Origin of the sequence: Nocardia sp. CS682, assembly GCF_004634405.1 — a bacterium.
Lineage (GTDB): Bacteria > Actinomycetota > Actinomycetes > Mycobacteriales > Mycobacteriaceae > Nocardia > Nocardia ninae.
In genome coordinates, this window is sequence record NZ_CP029710.1 from 1,571,407 (window position 1) to 1,584,888 (window position 13,482).

General features: G+C 67.6%; 13 protein-coding genes. 5 read left to right on the forward strand and 8 right to left on the reverse strand.

Annotated features, from left to right (window positions below; genetic code table 11):
• Window positions 1–19: 19 nt before the first annotated feature.
• The 5 genes from sufD to DMB37_RS06760 all read right to left on the reverse strand — a co-directional run bounded on the left by sufD (window position 20) and on the right by DMB37_RS06760 (window position 5,608).
• On the reverse strand, window positions 20–1,228 hold the full coding sequence (gene sufD, locus DMB37_RS06740) for a Fe-S cluster assembly protein SufD (protein WP_135231967.1): 1,209 nt from the start codon (window positions 1,226–1,228) through the stop codon (window positions 20–22).
• On the reverse strand, window positions 1,228–2,664 hold the full coding sequence (gene sufB, locus DMB37_RS06745; protein ID WP_107657862.1) for a Fe-S cluster assembly protein SufB: 1,437 nt from the start codon (window positions 2,662–2,664) through the stop codon (window positions 1,228–1,230). The genes sufD and sufB overlap by 1 nt, the downstream gene beginning before the upstream one ends.
• Window positions 2,661–3,464 carry a metalloregulator ArsR/SmtB family transcription factor gene (locus DMB37_RS06750; RefSeq protein WP_135231968.1) on the reverse strand — a complete coding sequence of 268 codons (804 nt, stop codon included), beginning with the start codon at window positions 3,462–3,464 and terminating at the stop codon, window positions 2,661–2,663. The genes sufB and DMB37_RS06750 overlap by 4 nt, the downstream gene beginning before the upstream one ends.
• A gap of 344 nt (window positions 3,465–3,808) precedes the next feature.
• The gene (locus tag DMB37_RS06755; protein WP_135231969.1) at window positions 3,809–4,828 is read right to left on the reverse strand and encodes a zinc-binding dehydrogenase; all 1,020 of its coding nucleotides are present in this window, start codon (window positions 4,826–4,828) and stop codon (window positions 3,809–3,811) included.
• 27 nt (window positions 4,829–4,855) lie between these two features.
• On the reverse strand, window positions 4,856–5,608 hold the full coding sequence (locus tag DMB37_RS06760; RefSeq protein ID WP_135231970.1) for a TetR/AcrR family transcriptional regulator: 753 nt from the start codon (window positions 5,606–5,608) through the stop codon (window positions 4,856–4,858).
• A 104-nt stretch (window positions 5,609–5,712) separates the two neighbouring features.
• Between DMB37_RS06760 and mptB the strand changes: the two genes are divergently transcribed.
• From mptB to pip, 5 genes are all read left to right on the forward strand, one after another.
• The gene (gene mptB, locus DMB37_RS06765; RefSeq protein WP_135231971.1) at window positions 5,713–7,395 is read left to right on the forward strand and encodes a polyprenol phosphomannose-dependent alpha 1,6 mannosyltransferase MptB; all 1,683 of its coding nucleotides are present in this window, start codon (window positions 5,713–5,715) and stop codon (window positions 7,393–7,395) included.
• Between the two features lie 73 nt (window positions 7,396–7,468).
• Window positions 7,469–8,398 carry an ABC transporter ATP-binding protein gene (locus DMB37_RS06770; RefSeq protein WP_135231972.1) on the forward strand — a complete coding sequence of 310 codons (930 nt, stop codon included), beginning with the start codon at window positions 7,469–7,471 and terminating at the stop codon, window positions 8,396–8,398.
• Window positions 8,395–9,186: an ABC transporter permease gene (locus DMB37_RS06775; protein WP_135231973.1), complete on the forward strand. Its 792-nt coding sequence runs from the start codon at window positions 8,395–8,397 to the stop codon at window positions 9,184–9,186. Before DMB37_RS06770 ends, DMB37_RS06775 begins: the two co-directional genes overlap by 4 nt.
• Window positions 9,187–9,404: 218 nt before the next feature.
• Window positions 9,405–10,373, forward strand: coding sequence for a heme A synthase (locus DMB37_RS06780; RefSeq protein ID WP_135237387.1), 969 nt, complete (start codon window positions 9,405–9,407; stop codon window positions 10,371–10,373).
• 197 nt (window positions 10,374–10,570) lie between these two features.
• Window positions 10,571–11,557 (forward strand): prolyl aminopeptidase, encoded by a 987-nt coding sequence (pip, locus tag DMB37_RS06785; protein WP_240772271.1) that lies wholly within the window; start codon window positions 10,571–10,573, stop codon window positions 11,555–11,557.
• 8 nt (window positions 11,558–11,565) lie between these two features.
• Here pip and DMB37_RS06790 read toward each other — a convergent pair whose 3' ends face one another.
• Genes DMB37_RS06790 through DMB37_RS06800 form a run of 3 tightly spaced genes read right to left on the reverse strand, consistent with a single transcriptional unit; the run spans window position 11,566 to window position 13,469 of the window.
• Window positions 11,566–12,177 carry a TetR/AcrR family transcriptional regulator gene (locus tag DMB37_RS06790; RefSeq protein WP_167768765.1) on the reverse strand — a complete coding sequence of 204 codons (612 nt, stop codon included), beginning with the start codon at window positions 12,175–12,177 and terminating at the stop codon, window positions 11,566–11,568.
• On the reverse strand, window positions 12,174–12,839 hold the full coding sequence (locus DMB37_RS06795; protein ID WP_135231975.1) for a TetR/AcrR family transcriptional regulator: 666 nt from the start codon (window positions 12,837–12,839) through the stop codon (window positions 12,174–12,176). The genes DMB37_RS06790 and DMB37_RS06795 overlap by 4 nt, the downstream gene beginning before the upstream one ends.
• 45 nt (window positions 12,840–12,884) lie before the next feature.
• Entirely contained in the window at window positions 12,885–13,469 is a 585-nt protein-coding gene (locus DMB37_RS06800; protein WP_135231976.1) for a hypothetical protein, read from the reverse strand.
• Between the last annotated feature and the right edge of the window lie 13 nt (window positions 13,470–13,482).

The following is a 13,482-nucleotide window of genomic DNA, read 5'->3' on the forward strand; positions in this document are numbered from 1 at the left end:
GCAGGGGTAAGTGATTGGTTCAGACGCCGACAGCGGCGAGCTCGGCCTCGATGGCCGACTCCAGCCGCTCCCGGATCTCCGGGACCGCGATCTTCTGGATGATCTCCTGGAAGAAGCCGCGCACCACCAGGCGTCGCGCCACGTCCTCCGGGATGCCACGGGCACGCAGGTAGAACAGCTGCTCGTCGTCGAAACGTCCGGTCGCCGAGGCATGTCCGGCGCCGGCGATCTCGCCGGTCTCGATCTCCAGGTTCGGCACCGAGTCGGCACGGGCGCCGTCGGTGAGCACCAGGTTGCGGTTCACCTCGAAGGTGTCGGTGCCTTCGGCGGCGGCGCGGATCAGCACATCGCCGACCCACACGGTCCGCGCGTCACCCTTCGGGGAGTCCGGATCGCCTTGCAGCGCACCCTTGTACAGCACATTCGACTTGCAGTTCGGCTGCGAGTGGTCGACCAGCAGTCGCTGCTCGAAGTGCTGGCCGGCGTCGGCGAAATAGAGTCCGAGCAGTTCGGCGTCGCCGCCGGGGCCCGCGTAGCGGACGGTTCCGGTGAGGCGAACCAGGTCGCCGCCGAGGGTGACGGCGATGTGCCGCAGCGTGGCGTCGCGGCCGAGCAGCGCGTGGTGCGCGGTGGCGTTCACCGTGTCGTCGGCCCAGTCCTGCACCGCGACGACGGTGAGCTTCGCGCTGTCACCGAGCACGAATTCGACGTTCTCGGCGTAGGTTCCGCTGCCGCGCTGGTCGATGACCACGGTGGCGGCGGCGAAGTTGCCGAGCCGGATCTGCAGGTGGCCGTAGGCGGTCTTGCCCTCGCCGGGGCCGGTGACGGTGACGACGACCGGCTCGGCGACCTCGGTCTCCGCGCCCACCGACACCACGGTGGCCGACTCGAAGCCCGAGTACGCCTGCGCCGCAACACGATCCGCGGGCGTGCCCGCGGTACCGAGGCGCGCGTCGTCGCGGCCGACGGTCTCCACCTGGATGCCATCGACCGAGCTGACCTCTACCGTGGCCTGCCCATCACGCACAGCGGAACCGTCGTGCAGACCGCGCAGACGCCGCAGCGGCGTGAACCGCCACTCCTCGTCCCGGCCGGACGGGATCTCGAAGGCGTTCACATCGAACGAGGTGAACACCTCGCCCTTGTTGATCGCGGCGCCCGCACCGGGGTTCTGAATCGGCTTCGAGGGGTTCTCGCCCTCGACCGCGCCAATGACACCTGTCGCCATCAGCCGACGGCTCCTTCCATCTGCAGCTCGATGAGCCGGTTCAGTTCCAACGCGTATTCCATCGGCAGTTCCTTGGCGATGGGCTCGACGAAGCCGCGGACCACCATGGCCATCGCCTCGTCCTCGGTCATGCCGCGGCTCATCAGGTAGAACAGCTGGTCCTCGGAGACCTTCGAGACGGTCGCCTCGTGACCCATCGTCACGTCGTCCTCGCGGATGTCGACGTAGGGGTAGGTGTCCGAGCGGCTGATCGTATCGACAAGCAGCGCATCGCATTTCACGGTCGACTTGGAGCCGTACGCGCCCTTGTTCACCTGAACCAGGCCGCGGTAGGAGGCCCGGCCACCGCCGCGCGCCACCGACTTGCTGATGATGTTCGAGGAGGTGTGCGGCGCCAGGTGCAGCATCTTCGCGCCGGTGTCCTGGTGCTGGCCCTCGCCGGCGAACGCCACCGAGAGCACCTCGCCACGGGCGTACTCGCCGGTCATCCAGACCGCCGGGTACTTCATGGTGACCTTGGAGCCGATGTTGCCGTCGACCCACTCCATGGTCGCGCCCGCCTCCGCCTTGGCCCGCTTGGTGACCAGGTTGTAGACGTTGTTCGACCAGTTCTGGATGGTGGTGTAGCGGCAGCGGCCGCCCTTCTTCACGATGATCTCGACGACCGCGGAGTGCAGCGAGTCGGACTTGTAGATCGGCGCGGTGCAGCCCTCGACGTAGTGCACGTAGGCGTTCTCGTCGACGATGATCAGGGTCCGCTCGAACTGGCCCATGTTCTCGGTGTTGATCCGGAAGTAGGCCTGCAGCGGGATGTCGACGTGCACGCCCGGCGGCACGTAGATGAACGAGCCACCCGACCACACGGCGGTGTTCAGCGCGGAGAACTTGTTGTCGCCCGCGGGGATCACCGAGCCGAAGTACTGCTGGAAGATCTCCGGGTGCTCCTTCAACGCCGTGTCGGTGTCGAGGAAGATGACGCCCTGCTTCTCCAGATCCTCACGGATGGAGTGGTAGACGACCTCGGACTCGTACTGCGCGGCGACACCGGAGACCAGGCGCTGCTTCTCCGCCTCTGGGATGCCGAGCTTGTCGTAGGTGTTCTTGATGTCCTCGGGCAGGTCGTCCCAGGTGGCTGCCTGCTTCTCGCTGGAGCGCACGAAGTACTTGATGTTGTCGAAGTCGATGCCGTCGAGGTTGGAGCCCCAGTTCGGCATGGGCTTGCGATCGAAGATGCGCAGGGCCTTGAGGCGGATGTCGAGCATCCAGTCCGGCTCACTCTTCTTGGCCGAGATGTCGCGGACAACCGCCTCGGACAGGCCTCGTTGCGCGCTGGCTCCGGCCACATCCGAATCGGCCCAGCCGTAGCCGTATTTACCCAGTGACGCGATGGTCTCTTCCTGAGTGAGCGGCTGCACCTGGTCGGTGGTTGTCGTCATTCGGCACTCCTTCCGGAGTCGTTCGTTCGAAGTGCTGCGGGCTGTGCAGCGGTTTCTGGTGAAGTTTTCTTGGTGATCGGTAGGACGAGCAGCGGCACGTGCGTGGTGCACGCGCAGTCGCCGTTGGCGATGGTGGCCAGGCGCTGCACATGGGTGCCGAGCAGGTCACGGAACGCCTCGAGTTCCGCCTCGCACAGCTGCGGGAATTCCTCCGCGACGTGCGCGACCGGGCAGTGATGCTGGCAGATCTGCACGCCGGTGCCCACCTTGCGGGTGGAGGCGGCGAAACCGGCGTCGGTGAACGCGTCCGCGATCTCCTCGGCCTTGGCCTCGGTGCGCTGCGGGGTGTGCTCCTCGACCGGTGCGATCCCGGCCACGATAGTCCTGGCCCGTTTCCTGGCGAACTCGGTGATGGCCTGTTCGCCGCCGATCTCGCCGAGCTGGCGGATCGCCGCGCCTGCCAGGTCGTCGTAGGCGTGACCCAGTTGGCCACGACCCGCGGCGGTGAGCTGGTACTGCTTGGCGGGACGGCCGCGACCCTTCTGCTGCCAGGGCGCGGACCGGCTGGCCCGAGCCTGACCGGAGTCGATCAGGGCGTCGAGGTGGCGCCGCACACCGGCCGGGGCGAGCCCCAGCGTCGTTCCGATGGCCGTCGCGGTGATCGGGCCCTCCGCCAGCAGCAGCTGAACGATGGCCGCGCGGGTGTGCCCCTCCGCGACGGTCGTGGACGCAGCAGCCGACCCGGTACCGGCCTTTCGACCAGCCCTTTCGTCTTCGCTCCGCAAACCCACGGTTTTCACAACATCAGTGTGGCGGAATTCGTTCCCGAAATCTAATAAGGGTGCCCTGAGTTCTCGGGCCTCGTGACCTGCGTAGACCGCCGATACGGGGTGCCGGAGAGCGAGACGGGTGTTGCGAATCGGGCTCACCGCAGGCCCATATTTAAGCTCAGTCTTCACACTCCCGCGAATAGTGGCTCTGACCTGCGATATCAACGCGCACTCCACAGACGCCACCACATGCGAGCAGTTCGCCCGGCACGGCCCGATCACCCGCGCGACGGATGCTCCGATGATCTTCTCGGCACGCATTCGGTTCAGTGCGTTACATCACATATGTCGATCCGACTACCCCGCCGAGCCCTTCAGCGGACCGCGACGAGCTTCATCGGCGTCTCCACCAGAGCCGCCACCGCCTCGTCCCAGTTTGCTGTCCGGGTAGTAACCAGCGACGGATCGAACCGCCCCGCCGCGACCAGCTCCAGCACCTCGGGGATGACGGGACGCGCGTGCGCGCGACCGGTGTGGAATGTGCAGCAGCGCGAGTACATGTCGAAAACAGGCAGCGATACGTCGGTCAGCTGGACGCTGACGCTGGTGCACCAGCCGTCGTAGGTGGTGGCGTCGATCGCTGCCCGCAACGCCTTGGCACCGCCGGCGGATTCGACCGTGATCGGGAACCGGCCGACACGGGCATCGCGCGGGCCTTCGATCGCCTCGGCCCCCAACGACTTCGCGATCTCCAGCCGCTCGATGGAGTTGTCCAGGTAAACGACCCGGGAAGCGTGCAGCGCGACCGCCAGTCCCGCGGCGTACAGCCCGATGGATGGCGCCGCGGGACCACCGATGACCAGCACCTCGGCCCCGGGATGGTCGGCGAGCTGCGGGCCGACGGCCCGGTAACCGTCGGGGATGTTGTCGCTGGCACTGGCGACGGCGACCGGATCGACACCAGGCAGCAGCGGAACGAGCATGGCGTCCGCATGCGGGATCAGTGTGAGATCGGCCCAGAGCCCACCCCAGTCCAGCCCGCCGAGCGGGCCGAGACCGAAGGTGGACAGCGGCGGATGGCTCGTGCAGTTGCCGGTGCGCCCGCGCAGGCAGGCAGCGCAGGTGCCGCAAGAGATTTGGAACGGCACCACCACTCGATCGCCGACCGCGACGGCACGCACGTCGTCCCCGATCGCGACCACCTCGGCGACCCCTTCGTGCCCGAACGGGTACGGACCCGGCAGCGGGAAGGTGCCACGCAGTACGGCCGGATCAATATCGCAGGTGGCCAGGGCGATCGGGCGGACCAGCGCCTGATCCGGATGCGTGAGCACGGGTTCCGGGTGCTCTTCCCAGCGCAGCTCGCCGGGACCGGTCAACATCAGGCGCTGCATCCCTCCAGTGTCGATAGAACGTTCTTTCTAGTCAATGCTCGACGCGGGATTTTGTTGCTCGGCAACAACTTCCGGAATATTTTCGGTCGACGCCGCGGCCGCGGCCACCACGCTCGCGTCGACGTCGGGTTGCGCGGACTCCACCGCGGGCATGCCCGCGTCGATATCCGACGAGCCCGTACCCGTCGAACCCGTGGCCATCTTCGGCAGCCCCGCTTCGGTGAACGTCACCCGGATCAGCCGTTCCATCGCCACCGCGACCGTGCGCAGCGGTGCGTCCGAGCGCCGCACCCTGGCCAGCATGGTCGCGCCCTCGTACGCGGCGACCACCGTCGTGGCCAGCTCCCCCGCGTCCTGAGCGGACAGCCCCAATTCGGCGAGCATGCCTGCGAACGCCTGCTCCATCGCGTCGAACGCCGTCGCGCAGGCGGCGCGAATCGCCTCGACATCGCTGGCACCGTCCAGCGCGGGCGTGCCGATCGGGCAGCCGTCATCCCACTCCGAGCCCGCCAATTTGCCGACCATGAAGTCGAACAGGGTTGCCGTGGTGGCGAAGACGTCGGTCGGCGCCTGCCGGATCATCCGCCCGGCCGCCGTGCCCGTTCCGGTGATGGCGGCTACCGCGATCTCCTCCTTGCCACCCGGAAAGTGGTGGTAGATAGAGCCATACGGCAAGCCCGCCGCCTCGCTCAACGCCTTGAGACCGAACCCGTGATACCCGTGCTGTGCGAGCAGCCCGCACGCGGCGAGCTCGATCCGCCGCCTGGACTCCGAAACCATATGTCCGATTGTGCCTCGGTCGGCGACGCTTCCGATCGGAACGAGCAGGCCCGTCCCGGGCTGTGACAGGACTGTGCCGGGGCGCGCACACTACGCTTCGTCTCGTGGCGGTACTGGAGGGCGCGCGGCGCAGAACACTGGCATTCGGGCGCCGAGCACTCGGGTTGGACGCGCCGGCCGCCGATCACACGATCGCGGTCCTGCACCAGGACGAATCCGAGGTGCCCGGGCTCGATCGCAAAGAGCTGGTCCAGCTCGACCGGATCCGGCTGATGGGCGCGACCGGGACGGTGCTGATGGCGATCAGCGCGCTCGGCATCGGCGCGCAGCCGGTGCACCAGAACCCGACCTCGGGCGTCCGGGTGCTCGGCATCTTCGCCCGCGCGCACACCGGCTCGCTCGCCATGTGCATGACCGGCACCGTCGTGGTGGTGCTCGCCTGGCTGCTGCTCGGCCGGTTCGCCGTCGGCGGCTTCGGCGGCGCGCCACGCCACCGGCTCAGCCGCTCCCAGCTCGACCGCACGCTGCTGGTCTGGATCATTCCGCTCAGCGTCGCGCCGCCGCTGTTCAGCAATGACGTGTATTCCTATCTGGCGCAGAGCGAGATCGCCGCCCGCGGCATCGACCCCTATCAGGAGGGGCCGGTCGACGGGCTCGGCATCGACAACGTGCTGACCAACAACGTGCCGACCATCTGGCAGAAAACACCGGCGCCCTACGGTCCGCTGTTCCTATGGATAGGTCGCGGTATAGCCGAACTCACCGGCGACAACATCATTCTCGGCGTCTGGGTGCATCGCGCACTCGCGATCGCGGGCGTCGCGCTGATCGTGTGGGCGCTGCCGCGATTGTCCCAGCGCTGCGGGGTCGCGCCGGTCAGCGCGCTGTGGCTCGGCGCGGCCAACCCGCTGGTGCTGTTCCATCTGGTCGGTGGCGTGCACAACGACGCACTGATGCTCGGCCTGATGCTGGCGGGCATGGAGCTGTGCCTGCGCGCCATCGAGGACATCCATCCGTTCGACGGACGGGCCTACGCCTGGTTGATCGGCGGGGCGATCCTCATATCGCTGTCGTCGGCGGTCAAACTCACCTCGATCATCGCTCTCGGTTTCGTCGGCATGGCGTTGGCCCGCCGGTGGGGGTTCAGCCTGCGCACCGTCGCCGTGTCCGCCGCGCTACTCGGCGCGATCGCGCTCAGCACAACGCTTTTCATCGGTTCGGTGAGCGGACTCGGCTTCGGATGGATCCACACCCTGAACGTCGCCAACGCGGTGCGCAGCTGGATGTCGGTGCCGACCGTGCTCGGCATCATCACCGGATTCGGCGGTGTGCTGCTCGGCCTCGGCGACCACACCACCGCACTGCTCAGCATCACCCGGCCGATCGCCGCGGTGGTCGCCGGATTCCTCGCCCTGCGCATGCTCGTCGCGACCGGCATCGGCCGGCTGCACGCGGTCGGCGCGCTCGGTGTCGCATTGGGCGCCATCGTGCTGCTGTTCCCGGTGGTCCAACCCTGGTACCTGCTGTGGGCAATCGTGCCGCTGGCCGCCTGGGCCACCCGGCCCATCTTCCGCGTTCCCGCCGTGACGTTCTCGGCGATCGTCAGCGTCATCCTGATGCCGCGCGGCGCCGACCTGGAGGTCTTCCAGATCGTCGGCGCCGCCATCGCCACCGTGATCGTCGCCGTGCTGTTCATCGTGATCACCCGTAACAAACTGCCGTGGCGTGGCCAGGAGGGGGTGTCGGCTCCGTCACAGGTGGCTACCTCTTACGGTGTGACATCGTGAGCGAGCGAAGCGAGCGAACCATCGGCGCAGGCCCTCGGGGCACGGCGGAGCCGAGCGTCAGCGAGGCGCAGCCGTGACCCCAACCGGACTTGCCGTTCGCGTCGAGGGTGTCGTCAAGCGCTACGACGAGACCACGGCGGTCGACGGTTTGAGCTTCGATGTCGAACGAGCGCAGGTGCTCGCGCTGCTCGGTCCGAACGGGGCGGGCAAAACCACCACGGTCGAAATGTGCGAGGGGTTCGTGACTCCCGACGCCGGGTCGGTGCGGGTGCTCGGTCTGGATCCGATCGCCGACTCCGATCGGCTGCGGCCGCGCATCGGGGTCATGTTGCAGGGCGGCGGCGCGTATCCGGGCGCGAAGGCGGGCGAGATGCTCGATCTGGTCGCCGCCTACTCCGCCGATCCGCTGGATCCGGACTGGTTGCTGCGCACGCTCGGGCTGCAGGACAACCGCAGCACGCCGTACCGCAGGCTCTCCGGTGGCCAGCAGCAGCGGCTCGCGCTGGCGTGTGCGCTGGTCGGCAAGCCGGAGATCGTGTTCCTGGACGAACCAACCGCCGGGCTGGATGCGCAGGCGCGGCTCATCGTGTGGGAGCTGATCGACGCGTTGCGCCGCGACGGCGTGACCGTGGTGCTCACCACGCACCTGATGGACGAGGCCGAGCAGCTCGCCGACCAGCTGGTGATCATCGATCACGGCCGGATCGTCGCCTCCGGCACGCCCGCCGAGGTGACCGCGCACGGCGCCGCCGGGCAGCTACGCTTCTGTGCCCCACCGAAACTCGATCTGGAGCTGCTGAAATCGGCGCTACCGGAAGGTTTCTCGCCACGGGAGACCACGCCGGGCACGTATCTGGTCGAGGGCGAGATCAATCCGCAGGTGCTGGCCACGGTGACCGCGTGGTGTGCGCGAGTGAACGTGCTGGCCACCGATATCCGGATCGATCAGCGCAGGCTCGAAGACGTCTTCCTGGAACTCACCGGACGGGATCTACGCGGATGACTCAGCCCGACCTGACCGCCAACCGCTTCACCCCGGGCACCTTCGCCCCCGACCCACGGCCGAGCTCGCGCGCCGCGATGATGATCGCGCAGACGCGGCTCGAACTGATCCTGTTGCTGCGCAACGGCGAACAGCTGCTGCTCACCATGTTCATCCCGATCACGCTGCTGGTCGGCCTGAGCCTGTTGCCGTTCGGCGATCTCGGCGACGACCGGGTGGACAAGATCGTGCCCGCGGTGATGATGGTGGCGGTCATGTCGACCGCGTTCACCGGGCAGGCCATCGCCGTCGGTTTCGACCGCCGCTACGGCGCGCTGAAGCGGCTCGGCGCCACCGCGCTCCCCCGCTGGGGCATCATCGCGGGCAAGAGCGCGGCGGTGCTCATCGTCGTTGTGCTGCAAGCAATCCTGCTCGGCGCCATCGGTTTCGCACTGGGCTGGCGGCCCGAGCCGGCCGGGCTGGCGCTCGGCGCGCTCGTGATCGCGCTCGGCACCGCCACTTTCGCGGCGATGGGCCTGCTGCTCGGTGGCACCTTGAAGGCGGAAGTCGTGCTGGCACTGGCGAACATCCTGTGGTTCGTCATGCTCGGCATCGCCAGCATCGTGTTCGCCTCGGACGATCTGCCCGCCGCGGTGAACGTGCTTGCCCGCCTGGTGCCCTCGGGCGCGCTCGCGGTCGGTCTGGAGGATGCGATGCGCAACACTGTCGACTGGTTCGGCATCGCTGTACTGGCCGCGTGGGGCGCGGTCTCCGGCATCCTCGCCGCCCGCTACTTCCGGTTCCAGTAGACCCGCTCGAACTGCGCCGCGAAGCTGCTGAACTACGCGACGATCCCGGCACGACGACACCCAGCGGCTTCCGACCTGCGCTTGCCATCCCGGCACCGCTGACACCCCACCAGCTTCCGAAATGCGTACGGCAGCTCGCGCATCGCCGTCGCACCGCCGCGCACTCGCCGAACCGTACCAACGACAGCGTGTAGTTGACCGTGCTCTACCATCGTGACGTGCTGTATCGCGCCTTTCTGCGACTCGTCGACAAGCTGCCGCTGCCCTCGCTGCGAGTGCAGCGCATGATCGCTATCGCGGTGATCCTCTCGCAGGCGGGCATCGCGGTCACCGGGGCCGTCGTCCGGGTCACCGCCTCCGGCCTCGGCTGCCCGACCTGGCCGCAATGCTTCCCCGGCAGCTTCACCCCGATCGGCGTCTCCGAGGTGCCGGTGCTGCACCAGACCGTCGAGTTCGGCAACCGCCTGCTCACCTTCGTCGTCTCGCTGTGCGCGGCCCTGATCGTGCTCGCCGTGACCCGCGCCCGGCGCCGCAACGACGTCCTGCTCTACGCGTGGCTGATGCCCGGCGGCACGCTGCTGCAAGGCATCATCGGCGGTATCACCGTGCGCACCGGCCTGCTCTGGTGGACCGTCGCCGTGCACCTGCTGGCGTCGATGCTCATGGTCTGGCTGGCCGTGGTGCTCTACGCGAAGATCAACGAACCCGACGACGGCATCGAGGTCGTGCGCGCGCCCGCTCCCCTGCGCTGGCTGACCGGCCTCAGCGCTGTCGCGATGAGTGGCGTGCTGATCGCCGGAACCCTGGTGACTGCCGCCGGACCGCACGCGGGCGACAAGAGCATCGAGCGTCCGGTCGCGCGCCTGGAGGTGGAGATCGTCACCCTGGTGCACCTGCATTCCCAGCTGCTCGTCGGCTACCTGGCGCTGCTGGTCGGCTTGGCATTCGGCCTGTTCGCGGTCGGCATCACCCCACCGGTCCGTAAACGCGTACTCGTGCTGCTCGTCATCGTCTGCTCGCAGGCCTTGGTCGGCGTCGTCCAATACTTCACCGACGTTCCCGCAGCCCTCGTCGTCATCCACGTAGGCGGAGCCGCCGCCTGCGTAGCCGCCACTGCCGCTCTGTGGGCCTCCCTGCGCACCAGGGAAACAATCAAAACCACCACCCCCGCAGCCCAACCCGCCTGACCGGCTGCTGAAGGCCAAGCCTCCTCGGGCTCCGCGCACGCCGCATAGCGGGCGTGCGGCTGAGCAGAAGGCGGGCCCACCGCACCAACGGGACACGGCGGCAGAGTTCGAGTGTAGCCGCCCTTATGTCCCGTTGATCGTGGTCGGCTCGGGATGGCTACGCTCGGAGGGGGTCGGTCGTCGAGGAGGGGTTACCGATGGGTGTCAGCAAGATGGAACGTGTTGTGGCGCAGCCATTTCCTGAGATCGAGCCGTATGCGCACGGGCTGCTCGATGTCGGGGACGGGAATCGGATCTACTGGGAGACCAGCGGTAATCCCGACGGTAAGCCCGCTTTGGTGGTGCACGGCGGGCCGGGGAGCGGGGGTCGCCGGGGTTCGCGGAAGAACTTCGATCCCGCGATCTATCGCATCGTGCTGTTCGACCAGCGCGGCTGCGGCGAGAGTCTGCCGCATGCCTCGGATCCGGCAGTCGATATGGCGCACAACACCACCGAGCACCTGATCGCTGATATGGAGCGGCTGCGGGTGCACCTCGGTATCGAGAAGTGGCTGCTGTACGGCGGGTCCTGGGGGTCGACGCTGATTCTCGCCTACGCCGAACGGTTTCCCGAGCGGGTCTCCGAGATCGTCCTGGTCGGGGTCACGATGACCCGGCCGGAGGAGACCGAATGGCTCTACCGAGGTGTCGCCCGATTTCTGCCGGGCCCGTGGGAGGCGTTCCGCGACGCGCTGCCGGAATCCGAGCGCGACGGGAATCTCGTTGCCGCCTACAGCCGTTTGATGAGCAACCCCGATCCGGCGGCACGTGCGGCGGCGGCCCGTAACTGGTGCGCGTGGGAGGACGCCGTCATCGCGCACGAAACCCTCGGCAACCCCGGCCAATACAGCAACAAACCCGACGCGGCGCTACTCGCCTTCGTCCGGATATGCACGCATTACTTCGCCAATGACGCGTGGCTGCCGGATGGACAACTCCTCGCCGACGCTCACAAGCTCGCGGGCATCCCCGGCGTACTGATCCACGGACGGCTGGATCTCGGCAGCCCGCTGCAAACAGCTTGGCAGTTGGCGCAGGCCTGGCCCGACGCCGAACTGCACGTCATCGACGAGTCCGGCCACACCGGCAGCCCCGAGATGATGACGACGATTCTCGAGGCGATCGCACGCTTCGGCCGCCGGTAAAAGCGCTTTCAGGGTTCGAGCACCGCCCGAACGAACCCCACGAGGTCGTTGCGGACGCGTTCCTGGTCCAGCCCGTCGGCGCCGGCCCGAATCGCGGACAACAAGGCGGACAACAGAATCGACAGCAGAATCTCCCCGGTCAACCGCGGGTCGAGCTCCGGATCCAGATACCCGAGCGCCATCCCCTTCTTGAGCCGGGAGGTGGCCTCGTCGCCGTACACGGTCAGGTTCCGGATCGAACGCTCCGCCACCTGATCGTCGATCGAGGTCGCCTCCAACAGGATGAAAGACACCAAACCCGGTTCGTCCGCGACCAATTGGTAGGAGTGATCGACGACGCGACCGAACAGCGCGCAGAATTCGTCGAGCGTCTGCGGACGCTGTCCGGTCACCGCCCGGCCGAAGACCCGCTCGCGGATCAACGCGAAGTAGTGGTCGATGACGGCGTCGAGCACGTCGCGCTTGTTGGTGAAGTAGTTGTAGAAGGTGCCGTGACTCACGCCGGCCCTGGCCACGATGTCGGCGACGACAACGTTGCGATACCCCTTGTCGACGAACAGCTCATACGCGGCGAAAACGAGCTCGGCGCGGCGTTTGGCGCTGCGATCGGCGGCATTCACCGAGCGGGCCCGTCCGCGACGGGAGCACGCGGCCGCAAGGCTTTCTCGAGCACGGTGAGCACACCGGCGGTGGCGCGTTCCCGCGCCTGTGGCGTGTTGTCGCCACGCATCTCCTGCAACACCCCGGGCACCACCAGGGTGAGTGTAGTGTGCGCGGTCACCTCGACGTCGATGTCGGCCCGGATCCAACCCGCCGCGACACCGCGCCGAAGTTCTTGCGCCACAAAGGTACTGACGAGCAGCTCCAGACCGAGCAGTCGGTCGCTGAGCTCTTTGTCGATGGCGCTTGCCTCGACGAGCACCAGGCGAACGAAGTTCGGGTCGTGCTCCAGCATCGCGTACAACCGCTCGATAGCCGCCCGGACACCGGCGAGCATCTCCGCGGCCGAGCTCGGGCGGCTCAGCAGGGTGTGCGGCTGCAACACCTCGACGAGCTTCTCGACCCCGAAATCGACCACGTGATCCAGGATTTCGCGTTTACTCGCGAAGTACCGGTACACCGTGCCCTGCCCGATGCCTGCATGCGCGGCCACATCGGAGATCGCCGTCGCCTCGTACCCGCGTTCGGCGAACACGGCGTAGGCCGATTCGATGATCTGCTGTCTGCGCCGTTCCGGCAGACCGGCAAGCGGCGGCCGACCGCGGCGGGCCTGGTCCGGCACAGCACTCCCTCTCGACGGAACCGGGACAAATAGCGCGTCAGCTTATCAACGCCCCGGCGCCTCGCCCTTCGGGCCGTAGTCCACCACCTGCCAGTCGCCGCCGTTCTTGGCCACGGTCACCACCAGCAGATTGGGCACCGTGGCCGGCGTCGGCTGCTGGATGTTCTGCGTCTTCTGGGTGGCAAGCACCGTCACCGAGTACTGGTCGTTGCCCTGGGTGTCCACCGTGGTGCCCAGCACCTGCCCGGTGGCGACCACCTGCGCCTCGGTCATGATCTTGGCCAGCGTGTCGTGCACCTCGTCGTAGCGCTTGCGCAGCGCGTCGGAGGTGCCGCGCTGCACGCCGTCGAAGAACGCGGGCAGATTCTTGTGGTCGTAGGTGAGCGAGCGCAGCGTGTAGTCTTGCGCCACCTCGGCGGCCTTGGCGCGGTCGGCGTTCTGCTGCCGCAGCGCGCTGAGGTCGTCGGCGGCCGACTGCCAGGACAGGCCGAGCACGATGCCGAGCACCGTGAGCAGTACCGTCAGGCCGCCGAATAAGTAGCCGATAGTGTTGCGCTGCTGCACTTTCGGCGTGTCTGTTGCCGCTGTCACTTCGGTGCCGGTCTCGGCCGCAGGATCGGGCGTGGTCATGATGGCCTCAACT

Excerpts from the sequence above, each read along its gene's own strand:
- sufB (WP_107657862.1), bottom strand. The coding sequence starts at position 2,664 with ATGACGACAACCACCGACCAGGTGCAGCCGCTCACTCAGGAAGAGACC.
- DMB37_RS06800 (WP_135231976.1), bottom strand. The coding sequence starts at position 13,469 with ATGACCACGCCCGATCCTGCGGCCGAGACCGGCACCGAAGTGACAGCG.
- sufD (WP_135231967.1), bottom strand. The coding sequence starts at position 1,228 with ATGGCGACAGGTGTCATTGGCGCGGTCGAGGGCGAGAACCCCTCGAAG.
- DMB37_RS06755 (WP_135231969.1), bottom strand. The coding sequence starts at position 4,828 with ATGCAGCGCCTGATGTTGACCGGTCCCGGCGAGCTGCGCTGGGAAGAG.
- DMB37_RS06775 (WP_135231973.1), top strand. The coding sequence starts at position 8,395 with ATGACTCAGCCCGACCTGACCGCCAACCGCTTCACCCCGGGCACCTTC.
- pip (WP_240772271.1), top strand. The coding sequence starts at position 10,571 with ATGGGTGTCAGCAAGATGGAACGTGTTGTGGCGCAGCCATTTCCTGAG.
- DMB37_RS06760 (WP_135231970.1), bottom strand. The coding sequence starts at position 5,608 with ATGGTTTCGGAGTCCAGGCGGCGGATCGAGCTCGCCGCGTGCGGGCTG.